This is a genomic window from Nocardia spongicola, assembly GCF_047200775.1.
GTDB lineage: Bacteria > Actinomycetota > Actinomycetes > Mycobacteriales > Mycobacteriaceae > Nocardia.
Genome location: NZ_JBJZOO010000025.1, coordinates 1 through 21514 on the forward strand (window position 1 = coordinate 1; position 21514 = coordinate 21514).

The following is a 21514-nucleotide window of genomic DNA, read 5'->3' on the forward strand; positions in this document are numbered from 1 at the left end:
AGCATGCATGTCCGAGCAGTCCCGAGCAGTCAAGGTGCTGACCATCCAGCCTGAGGGGCTTGAGGGTTTGGGCAATCTGCTTGGGGTAGTTGCAGACATGGATGCCGGACGCGTTCACCGCCACGACCGAACCGAAACGACGGGGTCGAGGTTGCGTCCAGCAGAGTGGTGTACGACCAGACGCCAGCGAAGTCTGAGCGTGTCGTAGTCGGATAGAGGACGGTCACCGCGTGATCGGTCAAAAGACCGACCAAAGTCTTCGAAGGGGAACCACGCGATGACCTCTGTCCAGCCTATCGACCCGTCCAAGATGCTGTCCGAACAACTCGCCGTCGCGAGCCCTGATCTGCTGCGCGACATGATGTCGACGTTCATCCAGGCGTTGATGAGCGCCGAGGCCGACGCCGTCTGCGGTGCCGGCTACGGCGAGCGTTCCGACGAGCGGGTCAATTCCCGCAACGGCTACCGCCACCGAGATTTCGACACCCGCCTCGGCACGATCGACGTCGCGGTCCCGAAGCTGCGATCGGGTAGCTATTTCCCGGACTGGCTGCTCGAGCGCCGCAAACGCGCCGAACGGGCTCTGACCTCGGTGGTGGCGACCTGCTACCTGCTCGGTGTCTCGACTCGGCGCATGGAGAAACTGGTCGAATCTCTCGGGGTGACAAAGCTTTCCAAGTCCCAGGTTTCGATCATGGCCGCCGAGCTCGACGCCCAGGTCGAAGCATTTCGCACCAGGCCCCTGGACCAAGGCCCCTACACGTTCGTCGCCGCCGACGCGCTGGTGTTGAAAGTCCGCGAAGACGGCCGCGTGGTCAACGTCCACACCCTGGTCGCCACCGGGGTCAACAACGATGGCTACCGCGAAATCCTCGGTATCCAGGTCACCAGCGGCGAGGACGGAGCCGGATGGCTGGCGTTCTTCCGCGACCTGGTCGCCCGCGGGCTTTCCGGCGTCGCCCTGGTCACCAGCGACGCCCACGCCGGATTGGTCGCGGCGATCGGTGCGACACTGCCCGGCGCGTCCTGGCAACGATGCAGAACCCACTACACCGTGAATCTCATGTCGGTATGCCCGAAGAGTTCCTGGCCTTGGGTTCGTACCCTGTTGCACTCGGTCTTCGATCAGGCAGATACGCAATCGGTTGCCGCCCAATATGATCGGATGCTCGACGCCCTGGGCGAGAAACTGCCGAAGGTTGCCGCGCACCTCGACAGCGCCCGTGCCGACCTGCTCGCGTTCACCGCTTTCCCGAAACAGATCTGGCGCCAGATCTGGTCCAACAACCCCCAGGAACGGTTGAACAAGGAAATCCGGCGCCGCACCGACGTCGTCGGCATCTTCCCCGACCGCCAGGCCATCATCCGTCTCGTCGGCGCGGTCCTGGCCGAACAACACGACGAATGGATCGAAGGACGCCGCTACCTCGGCCTCGATGTCCTGACCCGCTCACGCGGGCTCACCGACCCGACCATCGAACAGGAGGAAAACCCCGAAGCGCTCACCGCCTGACCAACAAGGATCACGCGGCGACCGTTCTCTTTACACCACGCATTTGGACTTGACCGGGGTCTCGACGATGACTACCCGGATGCTGTGTCATCGTGAGTAGGAGTTGGCGAGGCGATCAGAGGATGTCTTGTCTGCCAGCAGGTTTCATCCCGACCGCCGTTCAGGGCGCGCTCAGGTCATGTATGCGACCTGGATTGGCGATGATCCGGGGAGGACGTGAGCTTGGTTAGCGGTTTTCAGACATGAGGCGGCATCCGTTCGTCGAGAAGGATTTGCTGCAAAAACACCCTCTGAGCAGGTGGTTTATCTGATCTGATCGGTGTCGGCGTTCATGGTTTTCGTTTCGTGCTCTGTACGAATCTCGCTTTGAGTGTGAAAAAGGACTTGTTGACACCTTGAAGCTATACCGGTACACCATTAGGAAATCTTCAACCGCTGACCTGCGGAGGGGGAAGTTGCACGAGGTGCGGCCGTAAGAGTTTTGAACGAACTCAAGTCCGTCGGTGACAGGGAAGCTGGCGGACTTATGGGCCGCGCCCGGCTTGGCCTAGGAGGACACAGTGAGCGCGGGAACATCGGAGTCGGGAACCGGCATCTTGCAGGATCTGCGCCTGGGCACGATGATCCGGGAACTACGACGATCCAAAGAAACCGAGAAGGGAGTTCGGCTGACGCAAGCACAGGCTGCTGAACTGGCGGGAGTTTCTGTGTCGACATATTCGAAGTGGGAGGAAGGTGTCAGGCGTCCCATTCGTCAGAATCTGGATACTCTCTGCAAAGCGATGGGAGCCGAGGAATGGAGATACCAGGAGATGATGTCGTTGGTGTCGGGCAGCTCCGTTCAAGTTGGAGCGTGGCCGCCAAAGATTACGCCAGAAGAGATCATGGTTATCGAGTCATTTCCTTTTCCGGCGATTTATCGAAAGCTTCCGGAATGCGAAATAATCTACTCTAACCAGGCTTGCCTTGATACCTATCCGATGTTTAGGCCAGCGCCGTCGGGTTCATCCACGCCAGCGAACATGATCGAGATCATGCTGACCGACTGGAGGTCACGTGTGATCTTCGTCGATTGGCAGGATATTGCTCATCGTATGGTGTACGTGCTGAAGCTGTGGTCACATGGCGTTATCTCCGAACGGCTTACGCAGATCGTGGAGACCTGCAGCCAAGTGCCCGAATTCGACCATATGTGGCACACCGACCCGCTGTCGTCATTATTCGACAACAATAGTATTGGGATTCGGAGCTTGGGTGACGACAGCACTGTGACATACAAGGTCTTTCGTAGCTGGTTTCCCAATCACCAGTCCGACGAGTACGAAATCCTCATAATCCCCGACTATGTCGGGGCGGATCCACAGGCATAGAGACGATGGCATACGGGTGTGACCTGCAAGGTTGAGGTCACACCCGTATGCCATCGTCTCCCATAACATGGTCTATCTCCGCGAGTCCGATGTATCACGAGTGACTATCAACGGAGGTCTCCGCATTCACCATCGAGGCCAACGTGTCTACGGTGAAATATTCAGCTCCGGGGTGAACTCACACACCGAGGCCTGGCATTGGCAAGAGTCGCATTCGATCGGGCTCGGTAGTTGATTCGCTTCACGTCAGAGGTTATTCGGGTTTCGACCACGAGACAGTGACCCAGGCGCTGAGTTCGTCGGGTCGGGGTTGTCCAATGCGGGCGATACCTTGCGTGCGGATGGTCATGGACATAACTGGTCCGAGGTCGACGGCACGGTTTTTTCCGGTCAGTGCGTCGCGGTAGGAGATGGTGTTGCCGTACTGCCCAGTGGTGTCGATAGCTTCGAGTGTGTAGGCACTGTAGTCACCGGATGGCTGGGCTTTGAGAACGCCGAATTCGGGCCAGACTTGCAGGCACACTCGTGATCCACTTGAACCGACGCAGTGTTTTTTGCTTTGAGAGGAGTCGAGTGGTTGCGCTGATGCGAATGCAATGCCGGTGAGCGTAGCAGCAGCGGCGAATGCGGAAGTGAATCTGACGAGCATCATATGGCTGTCCAGGGTTGATGGGAGCTTAGCGTCGGAGGCGGACTCGGGGTGAACGGGCGGTTCTGGTGAGGAACCGGTTGATATATCCGAATTCGTTGTTAGCGAGTGGTGGTGGTGTAGATGGTCGCTTTTACCAGTAGTGCAACGACGGTGATGAGAGCGATGAGGGCGATGGTGAGGGGGAGCACGGTTCTCCTATTGGCGTAGATCGCAATAGAGCGATGAGATGGCGTTCGGGGTGGAGCCGCGCCGAGAAGGTGCAGGATCGTGCGGGTCTTCTCGCGTGGGGTGTTCGTTGGTTGTCGACTCTGGCCGACTTCGGAGTTCGGGTGTGGCCGGAACTGCACCGGCGGTGGGTGTAGGTGCCCCCGTTCTGTATGTCGGTGATGCCCGACCGAGGTGAGGAGCGGGGGTGGGCGGGCGTCATTGCCGGTCTGCCCCCGCTCTGTTGCGGTGGTGGCCGTTTGGTGCTTGGAGGGGGTGGGGATCTGGTGAGCGGTTTGCCACCTCACCTCAAGTCACTTGAATGCTATCATTCTAGAATAGGAGAATCTACTGTGACTTTGTTTCTATGTTTCGGAAGAGGTGGTGCCATGACCTACAGGAGTGCGCACTTCGGAGGTGTGTGGTGATCCGGTTATCGACAGGGCTGGCCTGTCAGTGCATGGTCGGGGAGTTGGTTCAACAGCCCAGCGGTGACCCCTCGGGCAACTGCGTGCTGGTGTGTGAGGCCAACTGCGGCGAGCGGATCGACTTGCCCGGCAGCACCTTCCATGAGTTCGTTACGTTGATGCGCCATCTCACCACCGGTGTCGTAGTGGACTGTTCGGCACAGGTGGATGCCGCGATGAGTAGTGCTCAGTACCCGACCTTGGCGGCCCGGCTCGGACTGGCTAGCGATTGGTTTACCAGGCATGAGCATCCCTTGATCCTGACGACACAGACGAGCAGCTGCCGGAATCTTGTTGGAGTGCTGAAAGCAATCGAGTTTTTGCGCGAGCAGGGGATCGAATACACGTTCAACGTGACGTTTCGACATCGCCCGCTTTGCCTCTCCACCACCAGTGGACCCAACTCGGTGAGACAAGCAGTGCTGCGACTGAGTGCACTGATAGGTGAATGCCTCACCACAGTTCCTCCTACGCTTTCCCCCTCGAATCCGAGGCCGGGGGTGCCAACTGCGGATTTCGAGTCCGACCGTGGGTGTGGATCGAGCACTGCAGGTTCTCGATCCGCCGATAGCGTCGGCAGCGGGCTAGATCGAGTCGAGGAGTAGTGCTCGTGTTCAGCGTTGAAGAATCTCGGTGCTCGCATCCGCGGCTGCATCGGATAGTCCTGTCCTGCGCGGATCGCTGGCCGCGCGACAGTTCCTCACGGTACGAACCAACATCAGCAAGATCATCAGCGACAGGAAGCAGTCGGTGATGGTCTCAGTAGGCAAGCGTCATTCCTGGCATTCAGAGGGGGCCTATGCAGCCGAATGCCGTCACTGTGGCATCAAGTCGCTCAAGATGCCACGTCCGGACCGGCCAAAAATATGGATCACTGAATGGACACTGCCGGACGGAACTTTTCTCAGCAACGCCAACGGTGCACGCACCCCACCGTGTACCCACACCACTGTCGCGCAGGCTCAACAGTGACCGCCGTAGTCCCACCCACTGCGAAAAGTCGAGGCAAGCGCGGTGTTATCACGCACGACGATGCCGCCGAAGCCGGCTACGACAGTACAGAGTTCGGACGTCATCCACCTCATGATCTCGCGGCCGAGCAAGCGGTGCTGGGCGCATTACTGCTCAGTAAAGACGCTGTCGCCGACGTCGTGCAGATACTGCCCTCCAGTTACTTCTACTGGCCAGCTCACAACGAGATCTACACCGCCGTGCGCGACCTGTATACATATGGCGAACCAGCCGACCCAGTTACTGTTGCCGCCAGACTCGACCGTTCTGGGCAGCTGAAGCGCATAGGTGGCCCGACGTATCTGCTGAGCCTCATCGAGACTGTCACAACACCAGCGAATGCCACCTACTACGCTGAGATCGTCGCGGAGAAAGCGGTGCTGCGGCAGCTGGCTGAAGCCTGCACCCGCGGTGTGCAACTGGCCTATTCCGGTGCCGACGTCGCCGACATCGTCGACCGAGCACAGTCCGAGATCAACAACCTCACCTTCGGGCGTGAAAGCAAGGACGCAGTAGCGCTTCAGGACCTGCTGCAGCCGACGGTGGACGAACTGGATGCCATCGCGGTCCGTAGCGGTGCGGCGATGGGGGTGCCGACCGGGTTCATCGATCTCGACGAGCTCACACAGGGACTGCACCCTGGCCAACTGATTACCGTCGCAGGCCGCCCTGGTGTGGGCAAAGCATTGGCGCTCAATACAATCCTGCCGACTGCCAACGGTGGACACGTCACTATGGAGACAGTACGTGAGGGTGATCTGCTCCTCGACGCGCACGGCAACCCCACTCAAGTAGTACGCGCCAGCGAGGTCATGTATGGCCGCGCCTGCTACGAAGTTGAGTTCGACGAAAAACTGCCCGACAACACTCCCGTCGTGATCGTTGCCGACGCCCAGCATCAGTGGCAGACCATCTACACCCAGTACAGCCACAGCCACGGTTCACCAGGGGTCCGTACTACCGAGGAGATCGCTACCACTCTGCGCCAGCTCGATGCCACCGACATCCCCGCGCATAAGGTGGTCGACCGGCTGTCGTGGCGCCGCGGTGCGCCTGCGCGCCATATCGTCGCCGTACGCCCTGTGCCTAGCGTACCGGTCCGATGCGTGGAGGTATCCGGCCGTGATCATCTGTATCTGGCGGGGCCGACCGCGATACCCACACATAACTCGACACTAGCTATGGATTTCCTGCGCAACGCATCGATCAAACACGGCCTGGCGGGGGTGCTGTTCTCGCTGGAGATGAGCAGGACCGAGATCGTGATGAAGATGCTCTCAGCCGAAACCGGTATCAAGCTCAGCGCCATGCGCAAAGGCCAAATGACCCAGCAGGAGTGGGCACAGCTTGCCGACAGGATGGAGCAGATCAGCCAAGCGCCGCTATTCATCGATGACTCACCGAACCTGACAATGATGGAGATCCGTGCCAAGGCAAGGAGACTCAAGCAACGTCACGACCTCAAATTGATCGTCGTCGATTATCTGCAGATACTGGCTTCTGGCAAACGGGTAGAATCGCGCCAAATCGAAGTTGCCGAGTTCTCCCGCAACCTCAAGCTGATGAGCAAGGAGCTCGGGGTTCCTGTCATAGCGCTGAGCCAGCTCAATCGCGGACCCGAGACCCGTACAGATAGGCGCCCCATGATGAGCGACCTACGTGAAAGTGGTGCGATCGAACAGGATTCGGATCTGATCATGCTGCTCGATCGTCCTGGCGCCAGCGATATCAACCATCCACGGGCAGATGAGGTCGACATCCATATACCGAAATTCCGCCAGGGGAGAACTGGAGTTGTGACTTTGGTCGACCAACTTCATCTAGCTCGCTTCGGCAACATGTATCGCGGATAGATTCCCCACTCGTGGGGGTCCAGTGAGCGAATACAGGCTGAACCCATCCGACCGCCACCGTCTGTTGCGGATAGTGGCGGCCAGCTCATGGACAGTTTCGAGGATCGCTCGAGCAGGGCAGCAGGAGGTGCTCAGCACCAGAGTGCCCCGCCGATCTCACGGATCCAGAAGACCGGCACCGCACCCACAACCGATCCCTCACACCGTTTCGCCTTGGTCACCGTCGAGTTGCCCCCACCATGGAATAGAGTCCGCGTGTTCCGTAACCACGCTATCCTCCGCGTCGCGGAGGATAGCGTGGTCGTCATCGAGTATGTCGTGAATCGCTTCACGGTCATCGGGACGTAGCGTCTTCAGTCGTTTATGCCAGTCGGCGAGATGAGCATCGAGGCTGGCGGCGGTGGGGTGATGTATGGCTAGCGCAATCCGTAATTTAGGGGAAGTAGAAAGGCTGCCCGCTAAACCGATGAGGGCCATCAGCGTGTCACGGGCAGCCTTGTAGAGAGCATCAGGGTCCATGGTGGTCGGACTGTTCATAGCAGGTCTCATTACCTCATGTTGCGGCATTCGCTGTCGAGGATATGACTCTACCGAATTTTCACCGAAATATGTTGTCGCAGAATGCAATTAGAGTGACTCATCCAGTGTCCTGCAAACCGGTTTTCTTCGATGAAGTACTTGCAGTGGCTGCGTGACGATTCACGACCACCTGTCTTGCCAGCCGAGTCGCCGCAGCCACTGCTGTAGATAGTCGTGGTCGATCGGTGCAGCCAGGGCAGGGATATCGAACGCATCGGCGATAGATTCCAGATGAGGTACCAATGCGCGATAACGCATGGCCAGTTCGTCTGCCAGCTTGCTGGCGTGACTGGTGGTGAGGCTTCCTTGTCCGGCGAACCACGCCGCGTCTGCGGAGACTCTTTCCAGGACGAACACTGCCGCAAGGTCCTCAGCGATGGCATGTGCCTCCGGATCATCAATATCCTCGACTGCTGCAGCAAGTGCGTCGGCAGCAAGGCGTTCGGCGATCACGGTATATGTATCGACAGCTAGCGAGTCCGGCCCGATCGCTGTGCCGCTACAATGAAATGTGGCGGCAGCCTCGATAACAGCGCGTTGGCGCTCCTGCAGGAGATTGTGCCACCACGACAGATGCCGTGGCAGTCCAGGAATTTGCGCATGTGAGAGATCCATAGCCATAGATGCATGTGATGCGTGTCTCGCTGCGGCCAGTTGCGGCTGGCGGCCGACCGCCACTTTCAGGGAGGTGTTGATGCCCTCGGCGATCCGAATCCCGTGTACGGCACTCGCCCAGTCACCGAACCCATTGCTGCCCAATATGCTTTGCGCTCCACAGAGTTGGCTGACCTCGATGAGTACCTGATAGGCGGTGTCGGAGGCGATCGGTTTGGTGGCCATCACCAGTGCGGCAGTCGCAGAGGCGTCTGGATACACGTTGTATCGCATGCGGGTGTGGTTGACCAGCGCAGACATTGCCATGAGCTGCGCGGCTGCAGAAATGAGTGTGCGCTGGGCCTGGTCCCGATCTACGAGATAGGCACCGTCAATGATGCGCTGGCGCGCATAGCGGTAGGTGAGGGTCCAGCCTGCACGAGCTGCTGCAACCGCAGCGCCGGTGTAGGAGATCCGACCTGTCTGCAATGCCGTCCCCGCTCGTTTGAAGCGCACATTGCGCCGCTCGAGATCGCAAACGAAATCCCCTTCCTCGGTGAACCGGGCCCAAGTGCCACCCAGGACCGCATCAGCGGGTACCTGCAGGCCATGGAAATAGAAGGCCGCATGGTCCATCGGGGCAGACAACCGGCTGGTTGGCAGCGCAGTCACTTCGACGCCGTCTACAAGACCCTCAGGTCCACGTATGCGACACAAGATCGGGAACACACCCTCGTCTTGGTTGTCGACGATCAATCTGGCCAAGACAACTACGATCTTGGGAACCTGTGCCTCACCGAGGTTAGGCATCCACTTCACTGCACCTGCTGTCGGAGTGTGAAGGGTCAGATACCTACCGTCACGGTGCCAACGCGCCTCAGTGCCGAGATCCAGCACGTTGGTCCCGTTGGACAATTCGGTGGAAGCGAAAACACCGATTGCTGCGCCAGTATCCAACTCGGCCAAGCACTGCTGTTGATAGTCGTTGCCGTTGCCGAGTTTGAGGATCGACTCGATCCCCAAACCGGAATGTGACAAGAACGCTGCCGCCCTCGGATACAGCGTCATCGTCCAGTCGTAGACGGCAGCATGCAGCCAGGGATCGCGGGCGATGTTGACCCATGACCCACCCAACACCTTCCCAATTCGGCTGAGTTGGGTGTAACCGTAACGCGCCTCTTCGGCATCCGAGCCACCAGATGCCGAAGGCTCACCCAGTTCCATGAGCGCATCGCGGACACGGCACTGGGTCTTGTAGGTGTAGCCGAACACGACATCACGCAGAGCCCGTATCGTTGCTGTGGACGGTGGTGATGGTGGAAGGAAAGTGGAGGAGTGCGGCGAAGGGGAAAGCGGAGAGATGATGGTCACGCTGACTTCTTCCTGATGTCCAATAAACTGCAGTCGATGATGTCGACGCGAGCGATAGGTATGACGGCAAGTCGACTTCTGTAGAGCGAGTCCATCGACTGTGTTGCCGTTGAGAAATACTCGCCCCACCTCCCGGGAAATTTTCTAGAACGCACACTCCAAGTGCGTGCACAAAGTGTGTATACAGGTGGGCATGATCGCGCAGTGATGATCCGCGGTGAAGGCTCGAGCGTGCCTTGAACGGGACCATCGGGCTGTCCGATTTCCTGGCACGATACCGACATCGGCGCAGAAGATTGCCTCGCTGGTCGAGATCGTCACCGACGAATACGCCCCAACCGACCCCTCACCGGCATGTCGCGATAGCGGTCAGCAACATAATGTTGTCACACCCCGCGGGAAGGAGTATCCAGGAGGAAAGCCTAGCTAAGGGGAAGGGTGTGCGATGTAATGCAGAAAATCATAGCGGTGACCGGAGGAGGGTCCGCTCCACGCTATGCCCGAAAGGATCCCGGTGAGCGCGAAAACCTCTATTCAGATCGGCCAAGGGGGGAGGGTGAGGAAGCTGCGGGTTCGGTACGGTTGCGCGCATTCAAATTCGCTCTGGATCCCACCGCCTCTCAGCTCGAGGCATTGCATCAGCATGCAGGTGCAGCTCGATGGGCTTATAACCATGCCTTGGCCGCAAAGCTGGCCGCGTACGATGCGAAAAACACCGCCGCGAAACGGCTGATCGACAACGGAGCAGATCCCACTGGCGTGTACGAGCAGTTGAAAGGCATGCACCCTGTGCCAGGAAAATCGACCATACAAAAGGCCTGGAATGCCAGCAAAGGTGACGATCGCCGCGAAGTGGACGGCTGTTGCCCCTGGTGGCATCTTGTATCAACATATGCGTTCCAATCCGCATTCGCTGATGCAGATCAAGCGTGGGCAAACTGGTGGACATCACGCACCGGTGTCCGAGCTGGCGGCCCGATAGGGCGACCACGTTTCAAGAAGAAATACCGGTGTCGGGATTCTTTTCGTATCCATCACGACGTGAAGAAGCCGACGATCCGACCGGATGGGTATCGCCGATTAACGGTGCCGAGGATCGGATCGATCCGCCTGCACAACAGCACGAAAAGACTCTGCCGCGCCTTGGCGCGGGATGCGGCGGTGCGGTCGGTGACGATCTCCCGCGGTGGGCACCGCTGGTATGCCAGCGTCCTGGTTGCCGAACCATTCACCGCACCAGCAGCGACACACCATCAGATCAAGGCTGGAACGGTAGGTGTCGATCTGGGGGTTCATCATCTGGCCGCACTGTCGACGGGCGAGATCGTCGACAATCCCCGGCACCTGGCAGCAGCCATGCGCCGGCTGCTGAAGGCACAGCGAGCACTGTCACGCACCGAACGCGGCTCGAACCGGCGACGTAAAGCGGCCCGCCGACTAGCTCGTCGGCATCACGAAGTGGCCACACGCCGCGCCACCACCGTGCATGCGCTCACCAAACGACTTGCGACAGGATGGTCGACGATCGCGATCGAAGACCTCAACGTGGCAGGGATGACCAGGACTGCGCGCGGGACAGTCAACCACCCTGGTAAGAACGTACACGCGAAAGCGGGTCTCAACCGTTCGGTGCTGGATGTCGCACCGGGAGAGACGCGCCGTCAATTGGAATACAAATCCGTTTGGTACGGGTCGGCGGTCGCGGTATGTGATCGCTGGTATCCGTCGAGTAAGAAGTGCTCCTCATGCGGGGCAGTGAAAACCAAGCTGCCTCTGGGCGAGCGCGTATATCGATGCGCGGCGTGCGGACTGATCCTTGATCGAGACATCAACGCCGCCCGTAACATAGCAAACGCTATGGTCGTCGCCCCCGGCAAGGAGGAGACGGAAAACGCCCGTCGAGCGGCCCCACCGACAGCAGTCGAAGGCCTGCGCCGAAGCGGGAAGACCACCAATCAAATGGTGGCCACCCTTCCTGAGCAATCGGAAAGTCACCCACAGCACGCCAACACCCCTGTTCAGCGAGGGTCCGCCCCACGCGCGCATGGGTGAGTCGTCCTCGATGATCCCGTCCACCTTGACCGCCGCGTCCGCCCCACGCGCGCATGGGTGAGTCCGACACCCACACCGGTTGTGCGGGCTGTCAGTAGTCCGCCCCACGCGCGCATGGGTGAGTCGGGGACGTCCCAGCCAGGTTCACGCTGGCTGGGGTCCGCCCCACGCGCGCATGGGTGAGTCCTGTTTGCGCTGGTGGATGTCAGCGGCGACGAGGTCCGCCCCATGCGCGCATGGGTGAGTCGCCTGGATCGATGACATGCCTGCCGGTACCCGGGTCCGCCCCACGCGCGCATGGGTGAGTCCCCGCACCACCAACACCGACGCCGACCTCCACAGTCTGCCCCACGCGCGCATGGGTGAGTCGGGTATGCCTCGCTCGCGGAACTCGACCACTACGTCCGCCCCACGCGCGCATGGGTGAGTCCCATGGTCACTGTCCCATGAACATGGTGATCCAGTCCGCCCCACGCGCGCATGGTTGAACCCCCAGCGGTTTCATGCGCAGCCGCACCACCCTGGTCCAACCCATGCGCGCGCTGTTTCACCCGACAGCGCACGGATGGATGGTCGTCTTAGCCTGCGTTAGGTGTGCAGAAGATGGCGGCCAAGCCAGCGGGCAGAATCGCGCTACCAGAAGAGGGACCCGCATTAGCAGCAGCCAAGGCTGCTCGTATTGCTTCGTCGCGGGTGGGAGCAGCTGCCGCGCGGTATTCAACACCACGCGTAGCGATGGCTGCACACCCGTTGACCCACTGTACTAAGCGCTCACATACAGGTCCACCTCCAGGCTTGGTGCCACACTGCTGCGCAGCCATCTCATCAGCTTCCTGCTGGCTGTTCGCGCTCCATGACGCATAGAAAGTGGCACCTATGGCGGTGGGCTCGATCATTGCGGATCCGTACACGTTCTGTGCTTGAGCGGTACCGGTTCCGGCCATGACAAATGCGGCTACAGCGGAGGGCAGCATCATTACGGCGGTCTTACGCAACAGAGGCATTCGATGATTCCTTTCGTTCGCTGCCAAGCTAGAGGAGGCAAAGGCAGTTCAGAATTTGATCCACACAGCTAGTGGGTGATCGAAAGGTCAGGCGGACCATGTGAAAGGGATCCACTTCCACTGCACGAGGTCGGCGGGGTAGCGGTTCTCGCCGGTGCGGCCGGGGGTGCGGCCGACGGAGGCGATACCCCAGCGGTGAGGACCGACTTGGCGAGGAAGGCGTCGCAGTCGGTGATGCCGCGCTCACGCAAGGTGTTGCAGGCTTCGGTGTGGTCTAAGGGTGCGGCGCTCATGCCTGCAAAAGCACTGCATAATGCAGTACTGCGCGATGCAGTAAATGTCTTGAGGTTCCTGGGGGACTCGACGATGAGTCGGGGTGAGAGACGCGGGGGGATGTGTCGTGCGCCCTGGTCAGCATCCCTTTTCTCTGTGGAGTCAGAATCCTGGGCTGGTGGTGTCGGTGAAGGCGCGCCCGATGCGCCACCCTGGGAGGCGGGCGAGGTCGTCCCAGGTCCAGCTGTCGGAGGTGTGTTCCCCAGCGGGGCTGGCGGTTTCGAGGTGGGGGGTCTGTTCGGTTTGGGTTGCGAAGCTGGTGCCCACGAGGCGGGTAGCAACCCGGACGCGGATTCGTTCGGCGTCGGTGGCGAGTTCGCGGGGTGGGGTGGTGAGGATTGGGCAGGTGCGGCAGTCCGAGCTGGAGTTATCGCCCCACGTCGTGGCCTTGATGCAGCGGTTGTAGGGGCCCCAGGTGGTGAGGCGGCTGCCGCGGCGAAGGTCGTGGAGGGCGGGGTAGGTCCGCGGGCGCAGTGCGCACTGCGGGGCCGCGGCGCTGAGTGAGAGCGCAGTGGTGGTAGTTGCAGTGCTAGGGCCCAGGGTTACAGTCCGGTATCCGTCGCCGCCGTGGTGTCGCCGATGGTCACCGGTGTCGCGGCCTCCGGTGCGGGGCTGCTGGTTGTGCGGTCGGTTTCGTGAGTTAAGGCGGAGGGTGTGGGTTCGGATCTGTTGGCGGTCTGCGCAGCCATCGTCGCGGCAGCGAGCCCGTTTGAGATGACAGGTGTTTCGGGCGTGATCATATCGAGCGGAGCGAGCTGGTCGGGATGGAGCATATCGCCCAGACCAAGGTTAGTGAACTTCTGCGCGATAGAAGTATTGAGCATTGCATCGATACGGGCTGGACCCCATCCGAATTCGTCGTTCCATCGCTGGAGTTCGCGCATTTCGTCGATGAATTCAGGGTCGGTGTCGCAGCGGATGACATAGATGTCGCCTTCGGCGAAGTTCACGATGATGCGGTCAGTGGGGTTAGCCCATGTACCGTAGTAGGAGGCGTCTTGTCGGGTGTTGACTTGCGCGAATCCCTTTTCTGGTGAACATTCTCCCAGGTCAAATGCGAGACGTTCTATGCCATTGATGTGGCTTTCGGTCTTATGCACTGTCATAGTGGATCCGGTACGATCATGAGAATTTCCATTCTTGTGATGCTGAGTGGGTCACTGGTTGGTGGCGGTGCCTTCTGTATGATCGTTACAGCCTGTTTTGTTGCTTCGGTGGGTGATCCGGACACGGAGTGTGGCACGCACCTGTTCGCTCACCTATTCAGGTTGCCGCGCTGGTCCTCATCCTTCGATCGGTGAAGCTGACCCATGACCTCGATCAGGCATACAAACGCCGCGCTGTTCACCTCGGCATGTCGCAATCGATGCGCCGCCGCGGAAACCGAGATAGGCGAGCAGCGTCCGGCCTGCGTGCGCGAACTCCTCGCCGTGATCGCTCAGCATGCGAATGGCGAACACCATAAGGTGTCCTGACCCGGACGATGTCTGCCCGCTTCGTTGATGTCATATGGCTGGTGTTTGAGACGAACTGCTATTACCGGGGGAGCGCTGCAGGTGCGGGCGAGCCATGCCCATGCCGAGCCGAGTATTGAGTGTGTCGATAACGCCGCGGGTGCGGTAGATGGTGCGGCTGCCGCGGTCTTCGTGGTCGACCGTCTTGTCGAAGATTCTTCGGTACTGGGTCACGGTTTTACTGTTGACGCCGAGCAAGTGGGCAATGGCGCCGAGAGTGCGGAATTCGTCGGGTCCTTCAGGCATCGGGAATAAGGTAGGACGGTGGGCAGCCTCCCAGCAGTCGGCGAAGGCGTCCAGATCGGCGGCCTCGTACAGTGGTGCGGGGGTGCCTCTGCCCGTGCGTGGGCGTGTCCTTTTTGGTGCCGGGAAATCATCGCGGCGTGTCCAGGTGTTACGGATCGAGCCGTAGCTGCGGCCGCGTAGGGCGGCCCATTCCTTCAACGTGATCAGGGTTTCCACAACCCTATTGTTGTCTGGTCTTCTGGCCCACTGGGTGGCTGCCGGCCTGGGCGGGTTCATCGGTGTGGTTCTTCTTCTCGGGTCGGCTGGCTTGATAGGCTCGATGGCGCCCTTCTTCTGCGAGTGGGGCACCTATCGGGCGGTCGGTGTGTCCGGCCGTGGTCCCACGACCACGGTTTCACCGGCCGTCCGATCCTTAGGGGCTCTCAGATAGCCGTTGGCCTGGTCGCGGGCGATGCCGTGCTTCGGAGGCTTCCTTTTCGTCCGGTCAGTCATTCAGGCTCGTTGCAGAAGCGGATGAAAAGGGAGGGGACCGGGATGCGGTCCCCTCCTGGTTGGTCAGGTGGCCTGGGCGTAGCGGTCGAGTTCTTCGCCGGTGATGGCCTCCACCAGCGCAGAGATCAGGATCTCGGCGGCGGGCGGGGTGACTGCGTTACCGAGCTGGCGTACGCGTTGGCGCTTGTTGCCCAGCACTATGTAGTCGGAGCGGAATGCCATGGCGGCGGCGATCTCATGCGGCTCCAACATGCGGAACCGTACGTCGTCGATGTCACGTTCGGTGATCGTCTCGACTAGAGCGAACCGGTCGCGGGTGGTGACCGCCCCCATCGGTTCGGTGACCCGATGGGCGGTGCCAGTGCTGTAGTAAGGCAATAGCAGCGAGTTCCACAGTTCAGCCGACATCCCAGTGGGCGGGGTGATCAGGCCGTGGTGGTTGCCGCTGGCGGTGACAGTAGCCAAGGTCTCGGTCACCGCCCGCGCGTCTGAGGAGCCACCGCGTAGTTCGGCGACGAAAGGCAGGAACGTCATCGCCGTCTCGTTGAGAGTGGTCTGGGTGCGCGGCGGCATCGTGGCCAGCGGGGCTTCCTTGCCAACGCGACTTTCCATCGGGATCATCAGCGGTGGGACGACCAGACCGTGATTGGAGCCGTCGGCGACGATCGTGGCCAGCGGTTCGTGCAACCCGATTGTGCGGGGTCGGTCCGAGCGCAACAGCGCCAGAAACGGCTGCGGAATCGCGATGCCGTCGTTCTCGCGGGTGGTGCGGGTGCCCATGGGCTCGACGACCTGCGTGGCGTCGTCACGCCAGGTACCTCCAGCGGGGACCATCATCGGCACCATCGAGGCGTAGCGGCGCAGGCCGACCCGGATGCGTTCCATGGTCTTGGGGGCCAGAGGTTTGTCCCGGTCGCCGATGCGGGTACCCGGCAGGTTCCAGTCGATCGCGGCGGCCGCCGGAAGTGCGGGCGGTTCGACCACGGCGTTGCGGCAGCTGATGTGAGGGCAGCGGTAAACGTACTGGGTGCGGTAGCGGCCCATGTCGGCACCGGGCTTCTTGAAGACCTGGAGTGCGTGCACCCATTCGTCGCAGGCCACGCAGTAGGTCAGCGGACGCAGCCACTTGTTCCAGTCGGGCTCGCGGCCCAGCTTGAGATCCCAGTAAGCGACATACAATCTGTCTCGGGACTGCGGGGCGGCGGGAGTGCGGACCGGCTGTGCGTGGCCGGAGTTCAAGGCGATGACCTTGACCCCGTAGCCCAGGGCGCGGATCTCTCCGATCCAGCGGGTCCACTGGTCCCATTGGCGGACCTCGACGACGTTCTCCACGACCCCAGCGCGGACCCGGCCTCCACGCTCGATCACGCCGCGCAGGTACATCGGGACTTCTTCCATCAGAGCCCGGCTGCGGTCGGCTTCTTCGTCACGTTGAAGTTCTAGCAGGTCACCTTGGAGGGTGTTATCGAAGTCGCGGCGTTTGCCTCGCGCCGAGGACCATTGCGGGCACTCCGGCGAGGCCCAGAAGATGTCGGCCACAGGCCATTTCGCGATCTGCTCCTTGGCCTCCTCAGTGCTGAGATCTCCGAGGAAATGGTCGGTTTCGGGATAGTTCGTCGCATGTGTTTCGATGGCCTTGTCCCAGTGGTTCGCCGCGCGGGTGACGCGAACACCGGGCACCGTCGACGCGCCCTGGGTGGAGCCGCCAGCGCCGCAAAACCAATCCATCAAGTTGAGCATGGGAGTCCCTTCGTGATTTGCGAGTGGGGTCGAAAGGGGTGAGGTGTCCGGTCCCGCCTCTTTCTATGTCATATATTACCCGTTAATTGATTGGATTACATGTTCTTTCTCGAAATCTACTGTCCTGAAATGGATTTACCGGAATGTTCATCAACTATGCGTTCACCGGCCCGCCGCCCCGTCCGCCGGGATGCTAATGCCGCGAAGAACGCAGAAGCCACCAGGTTGGCGGTGCTTGCCCTGGAGATGGACAGGGAGGCGACCGTCGATGAAAACCGAGAGCGTCCCGTATGGACGCTGGGAGGAATCCTTGGTCCTTTCAGGCCAAGGAGGACGCCGATGACGCGGGGTGGGGCGTTCTAGGCGTCGGCGGTGGTGACGATGTCGCCGAGGGAGAGGGCTTTCGTGGTCCAGTCGTAGGGGGCGAGGACCGCGACGACGGTGGGGTCTTCGGTGGGGTTCTCGGTGCCAGCGTCGTGGCGGATTCCAGCATAACGGGTGATAAGGATGTGTCGGCCGCTGCGGGCGGCATCGCGCAAGCCGGCGAGGTTCTGGCGAACATGGTGAGAGGTGACCCGTTCGATCGCGGAGGTGGGGACGTCGACTGCACCACGCCCGAATCGCCAAGAGCCCACCGACATAAGCACTGCTCGCGGTTTGCCTCGGACGAGGAGTGCGAATGCTTCTTCGTCGGCGGCAGCGTCGTCGAGGACGGTGCCCCACCCCAGGGTGGTCAGCTCCGTCATGGATATGCCTCGCATAGCCCTCAAAATTACCAACCATTCCAACCTTCGATGTCGAGGTGGCGCACTGCGGCGGAAGGTGGACGTCTTGCTGTATGGCCCGGAAGGTTCGGATTTGCAAGAAGTCACGATAACGGAGCGCTCTCGGTGGGTTCCTGTTTCATCGAGGCCCGCTCTCCGCTAGACGGAAAGGCTGACAGCCCCTCCGTGGGCGTTTAACCTTTCGGCCCGCTCGGCCGCGAGGGTAGTAGCGTACCGCTGGCGTTCGGCGGCTTTCCCCTCTGGCGCTTGCGAGCAATTCGTAAAGGTTGGTAAGGTTGGTATTGTTTCGGTGTCGGCTCAGAAGGTGTTGAGCCGACACCGAATGGCCCTCTCATCGCAGTTGCGGTGCGACCCCTTGTATGTGAGAGCGGCTCGGACAGAGGCTATCTGCCGCCGCCGTTCCAGACCGTGCACACACTTCCCGCTCGCACGACCGCGGCCGGGAAGTGGGGGCCACCATCTCCCGGCCCTGTACCCAGGAGTTGATCAATGACCAAACCCTCCAACCGCCCGAAGCTGTTTGTCCTTCGCCGCGATATCGACGTGACGGGCTACTCCGGCACCGGCGATGTTGCAGACCTCGTGCAGTGGCCTGACGGCACTGTCAGTATGCGTTGGCGCGGCGACGTTCGCACATTCCAGAACGCTGATCAGCTCGCCGACATCGACGATATCCATGGCCACGACGGTGCCAGCCGACTCGTCGAGGAACGGATCGTTCATATCGAGGATCTCGATCCCGAGCTCGCAGCCGCCGTGCAGGCAGCGATTATCTCCAGATGCGAGACGGAGGCGATGTAGTGATGATTCTCGTGGCTGCCAACGGCCTACTCCACCTGATCACCGGCCGCCTCTAACCGAACCTCTGATGGGCGAGCCGATCACGGTTATTTCACCCACTGCGTCGGCGCTTGATCACTATTCGTACATATCCCCTCGAATCAACCATGGAGCATCGCAATGAGCTTGAATCTTGCCTCATCCCCGCAGCCTGCCGACAAGCTGGAGCCGTTCATCAGTCTCGAACAGGTCGTCCAGTGGGGCGGATACAGGTTGACCCCGAGTGAAGTAGAACGTCTTCGCCGCAACATTCGTACCTCCACCATTCCCGAGGTGATCAGCGAAGTCGTCGGCGGAATCGTTGATGACCGCACCAGGGTGCTGGCCGAGAACCTTTCGTCATGTCTGGCACCGGCCGAGCTGCGCGGGAGCCTGGCCGCTGGGCACACCCCCGAGAAGGCGAACGCCATTCTCGGACAAATCAGTGATCTGGCGGGCGTGCGGGTCATCTGCGTCTGGGACCACATCGACGCCGACGGCTTCGGTGGCCACTCCAACTTCTACATCGAGGACAACGAGGACGAGACGATCCTCGAACTCAGCGGTGACCTGAGGGCATGGCTCACCGAGAATCCCGACAGCCCCGACTGCCCCGCTACCTCGGGCAACCCCTCCACCTGGTTCGGCTCGGCTGCCGCGGAACTCACCGCAGAAGACATCGCCCACAATGACGGCCTACTCAACTACGCCCTCCACGACCTCCGCTGACAGCAAGATCTCAGTGGCAGACCTCGATACCAGCCACCAGCGCCCGTTGAATGCGGACCCTACCTCGGTTGCGTCGGTTGCGGCCATTACGATCTCGAAGGCACAGAACCCCGGCGCACGCGCATGAGGGACAGGGTGGGGTGCCTCCGGGTTGTTGGTAGGAGGGTTCCCTTGAAACACTCGTATTGCCGGTATGCCCACGGCGGCAGTTCGAGTCCTGCCCTGGCCTTTCTGCCTCCGCCGGAACAATCCTGCGGAGGAGTGAACGGTGAAATTGGTCAATGCTCATGTCATCAATTACCGGTCAGTCGAGGACTCCGGCATTTTCGACGTCGATCCGGATGTGACCTGCCTGGTTGGTAAGAATGAGTCCGGCAAAACAGCGATCCTGCGAGCTCTCTACCGGCTGAACCCCGTCGAAAAGTCGACGAAATTCGACGAAGTCATCGACTACCCGGCGAAGCGATCGAGAGACCGCAAAACACTCGAAGGATTCATTCCCGCTGTCGAAGCGACCTTCGAGCTCACCGACGCTGAAGTCGATTCGGTGACCGAATACTTCGGCAGCGAAGCACTTACCAGCCGCCTCGTCAGGGTCACACGAGGCTACAGAACGGCTGGCACGTTCAGCTTCGATTACGATGAGCTGAAGATGGTCTCCCACTTGGTCCAGAGCCTCGACCCGACCTCACGGGAAGCAATCAAGCCCACGGAAACCATCGAGGACTTCACCGAGGCTCTGCGGAAACTTCCCGACCTCCCCACCGCAGCGACCGATCTTCTTGAGCAACTGGACGAGTGGGGAGGCACAGCTTGGAAGTGCTTACACAAAATCCTCTCCCCAAAACTGCCGAAGTTCGTCTACTTCGACGACTACGACTCCATGCCGGGCAAGGTTTCCATCCCGGACCTCATCCGGCGCCGCGGCAAGTCGTCCCTCAACCGCGGTGAACAGGCACTTCAAAGCTTGCTGGGCATGGCTGGGGCGAAGTTCGAAGACTTCAATACCAGCGATAACCACGAGTACCTGATCCGCGAACTGGAGAATGCCAGCGGGGGTATCTCCGACGAGGTGTTCGAGTACTGGTCCCAGAACAAGCAGCTTGCAGTCAAACTGCATCCCTTCGAGCCGGAAGCCGGGGCTCAGGCTCCCCTCAACGAAGGGCCGATTCTGCAGATCCGTGTCGACAACAGCCGTCATCGAGCATCGGTACCCTTCGACGAACGCTCTCGCGGGTTCGTCTGGTTCTTCTCCTTCCTGGCCTACTTCACTGAACTGGAAGAAGCCGCCGAACAAGACCTCATCCTGTTGCTCGATGAGCCCGGATTGTCACTGCACGGTCGAGCGCAAGCAGACCTCCTGCGGTTGATTGACCAACGGCTGGCACCCAACCATCAGGTCCTTTACACCACACACTCACCGTTCATGGTCTCCGCCGACCACCTACAGCGCACCCGGACTGTCATCGACCATGACGATGTCGGTACCAAGGTCTCCGCTGAAATCTTCAAAGCTGACGAGGACACGGCCTTCCCCCTCTACGCCTCGATGGGCATCGAGATGACCCAGAACCTGTTCATCGGCGAACACACATTGCTGCTCGAGGGGCCCAGCGACTTGATCTACCTCGACATCCTCTCCGACGCACTCACAGAGCAAGGCCGCACCGGACTGGACTCACGCTGGGTCAAAACCCCGATCGGCGGCTCCGGCAAGCTCTCGACCTTCGTAACGCTACTTGGAGCCAACAAGATTCACGTCGCAGTTCTCGTCGACTCCAGCACCAAAGACCTCGGCGCGGTCAAACGTCTGCGCGACAATGATCAACTTGCCAAGGGAGGTCTACTCGAGATCGGCCAGTTCACTGGCAACAAGGACGCCGACATCGAAGACCTTTTCGAACCAGATTTCTATCTCGACGTTGTCAACCGCGCTTACCAACAACACCTCAACCAGCCGATCAGCCCAGCAGACCTCAATCCCCATGACCCGAGAATCGTCCGACAGATCGAAACGTACTTCCGTGACAACAACATCGCGAACAGCAAATTCGACCACTACAAACCAGCTGCGAAACTCCTCCGCGAGCAGAATGACCTCGTGCCCAACATCTCTGAGGACACTCTGAACAAAGCAGAGAAGCTTTTCGACACGCTCAACAGCATGCTGCCTTCCTGAGTAACCT

Annotated in this window: 15 protein-coding genes, 1 pseudogene and 1 CRISPR repeat array; of the genes and pseudogenes, 8 read left to right on the forward strand and 8 right to left on the reverse strand. The window is 60.4% G+C overall.

Annotation, left to right across the window (positions count from 1 at the left end; translation table 11 throughout):
• The first annotated feature begins 277 nt into the window (after window positions 1–277).
• Window positions 278–1513 (forward strand): IS256 family transposase, encoded by a 1236-nt coding sequence (locus ACL02S_RS23115; RefSeq protein WP_412804595.1) that lies wholly within the window; start codon window positions 278–280, stop codon window positions 1511–1513.
• Window positions 1514–2073: 560 nt separating this feature from the next.
• Window positions 2074–2883, forward strand: coding sequence for a helix-turn-helix domain-containing protein (locus ACL02S_RS23120; RefSeq protein WP_412804596.1), 810 nt, complete (start codon window positions 2074–2076; stop codon window positions 2881–2883).
• Between the two features lie 253 nt (window positions 2884–3136).
• Here ACL02S_RS23120 and ACL02S_RS23125 read toward each other — a convergent pair whose 3' ends face one another.
• A complete protein-coding gene (locus ACL02S_RS23125) occupies window positions 3137–3535 on the reverse strand; it encodes a hypothetical protein (protein ID WP_412804597.1) in 399 nt (132 codons plus the stop codon).
• Between the two features lie 1690 nt (window positions 3536–5225).
• Between ACL02S_RS23125 and dnaB the strand changes: the two genes are divergently transcribed.
• Window positions 5226–7070, forward strand: a complete 1845-nt coding sequence (gene dnaB / locus ACL02S_RS23130) for a replicative DNA helicase (RefSeq protein WP_412804623.1) — start codon at window positions 5226–5228, stop codon at window positions 7068–7070.
• A 198-nt stretch (window positions 7071–7268) separates the two neighbouring features.
• Here dnaB and ACL02S_RS23135 read toward each other — a convergent pair whose 3' ends face one another.
• Together ACL02S_RS23135 and ACL02S_RS23140 are read right to left on the reverse strand one after the other, a co-directional pair.
• The gene (locus ACL02S_RS23135) at window positions 7269–7607 is read right to left on the reverse strand and encodes a hypothetical protein (protein WP_412804598.1); all 339 of its coding nucleotides are present in this window, start codon (window positions 7605–7607) and stop codon (window positions 7269–7271) included.
• Between the two features lie 162 nt (window positions 7608–7769).
• A complete protein-coding gene (locus ACL02S_RS23140; RefSeq protein WP_412804599.1) occupies window positions 7770–9614 on the reverse strand; it encodes an acyl-CoA dehydrogenase family protein in 1845 nt (614 codons plus the stop codon).
• Window positions 9615–10064: 450 nt separating this feature from the next.
• Here ACL02S_RS23140 and ACL02S_RS23145 point away from each other — a divergent pair.
• A pseudogene (locus ACL02S_RS23145) lies at window positions 10065–11456 on the forward strand (RNA-guided endonuclease InsQ/TnpB family protein); the annotation flags it as partial.
• 185 nt (window positions 11457–11641) lie between these two features.
• Window positions 11642–12157: direct repeats of the CRISPR family, unit length 28 nt; unit sequence GTCCGCCCCACGCGCGCATGGGTGAGTC.
• 87 nt (window positions 12158–12244) lie between these two features.
• On the opposite strand, the gene ACL02S_RS23150 reads toward ACL02S_RS23145, so the two are convergent.
• A complete protein-coding gene (locus ACL02S_RS23150) occupies window positions 12245–12670 on the reverse strand; it encodes a DUF4189 domain-containing protein (protein WP_412804600.1) in 426 nt (141 codons plus the stop codon).
• Between the two features lie 429 nt (window positions 12671–13099).
• Between ACL02S_RS23150 and ACL02S_RS23155 the strand changes: the two genes are divergently transcribed.
• The gene (locus ACL02S_RS23155) at window positions 13100–13507 is read left to right on the forward strand and encodes a hypothetical protein (protein WP_412804601.1); all 408 of its coding nucleotides are present in this window, start codon (window positions 13100–13102) and stop codon (window positions 13505–13507) included.
• A gap of 38 nt (window positions 13508–13545) precedes the next feature.
• On the opposite strand, the gene ACL02S_RS23160 is transcribed toward ACL02S_RS23155, so the two are convergent.
• The 4 genes from ACL02S_RS23160 to ACL02S_RS23175 form a co-directional block, all read right to left on the reverse strand.
• Complete coding sequence (locus ACL02S_RS23160) at window positions 13546–14109, reverse strand: hypothetical protein (RefSeq protein ID WP_412804602.1); 564 nt, start codon at window positions 14107–14109, stop codon at window positions 13546–13548.
• A gap of 399 nt (window positions 14110–14508) precedes the next feature.
• Window positions 14509–14979, reverse strand: a complete 471-nt coding sequence (locus ACL02S_RS23165) for a hypothetical protein (RefSeq protein WP_412804603.1) — start codon at window positions 14977–14979, stop codon at window positions 14509–14511.
• A gap of 339 nt (window positions 14980–15318) precedes the next feature.
• On the reverse strand, window positions 15319–16983 hold the full coding sequence (locus tag ACL02S_RS23170) for a DNA cytosine methyltransferase (protein WP_412804604.1): 1665 nt from the start codon (window positions 16981–16983) through the stop codon (window positions 15319–15321).
• A gap of 371 nt (window positions 16984–17354) precedes the next feature.
• On the reverse strand, window positions 17355–17741 hold the full coding sequence (locus ACL02S_RS23175) for a hypothetical protein (protein WP_412804605.1): 387 nt from the start codon (window positions 17739–17741) through the stop codon (window positions 17355–17357).
• Between the two features lie 528 nt (window positions 17742–18269).
• Here ACL02S_RS23175 and ACL02S_RS23180 point away from each other — a divergent pair.
• The 3 genes from ACL02S_RS23180 (at window position 18270) to ACL02S_RS23190 (ending at window position 21507) form a co-directional block, all read left to right on the forward strand.
• On the forward strand, window positions 18270–18581 hold the full coding sequence (locus ACL02S_RS23180) for a hypothetical protein (protein WP_412804606.1): 312 nt from the start codon (window positions 18270–18272) through the stop codon (window positions 18579–18581).
• A gap of 159 nt (window positions 18582–18740) precedes the next feature.
• Entirely contained in the window at window positions 18741–19328 is a 588-nt protein-coding gene (locus ACL02S_RS23185; protein WP_412804607.1) for a hypothetical protein, read from the forward strand.
• A 268-nt stretch (window positions 19329–19596) separates the two neighbouring features.
• The gene (locus tag ACL02S_RS23190; RefSeq protein WP_412804608.1) at window positions 19597–21507 is read left to right on the forward strand and encodes an ATP-dependent nuclease; all 1911 of its coding nucleotides are present in this window, start codon (window positions 19597–19599) and stop codon (window positions 21505–21507) included.
• The last annotated feature ends 7 nt before the right edge of the window (window positions 21508–21514 follow it).

What these genes read in the sequence shown, in the direction of transcription:
- ACL02S_RS23150 (WP_412804600.1), bottom strand. Translation starts at nt 12,670, where the DNA reads ATGCCTCTGTTGCGTAAGACCGCCGTAATGATGCTGCCCTCCGCTGTA.
- ACL02S_RS23180 (WP_412804606.1), top strand. Translation starts at nt 18,270, where the DNA reads ATGACCAAACCCTCCAACCGCCCGAAGCTGTTTGTCCTTCGCCGCGAT.
- ACL02S_RS23175 (WP_412804605.1), bottom strand. Translation starts at nt 17,741, where the DNA reads ATGACGGAGCTGACCACCCTGGGGTGGGGCACCGTCCTCGACGACGCT.
- ACL02S_RS23135 (WP_412804598.1), bottom strand. Translation starts at nt 7,607, where the DNA reads ATGAACAGTCCGACCACCATGGACCCTGATGCTCTCTACAAGGCTGCC.
- ACL02S_RS23170 (WP_412804604.1), bottom strand. Translation starts at nt 16,983, where the DNA reads ATGGATTGGTTTTGCGGCGCTGGCGGCTCCACCCAGGGCGCGTCGACG.
- ACL02S_RS23185 (WP_412804607.1), top strand. Translation starts at nt 18,741, where the DNA reads ATGAGCTTGAATCTTGCCTCATCCCCGCAGCCTGCCGACAAGCTGGAG.
- ACL02S_RS23115 (WP_412804595.1), top strand. Translation starts at nt 278, where the DNA reads ATGACCTCTGTCCAGCCTATCGACCCGTCCAAGATGCTGTCCGAACAA.
- ACL02S_RS23160 (WP_412804602.1), bottom strand. Translation starts at nt 14,109, where the DNA reads ATGACAGTGCATAAGACCGAAAGCCACATCAATGGCATAGAACGTCTC.
- ACL02S_RS23125 (WP_412804597.1), bottom strand. Translation starts at nt 3,535, where the DNA reads ATGATGCTCGTCAGATTCACTTCCGCATTCGCCGCTGCTGCTACGCTC.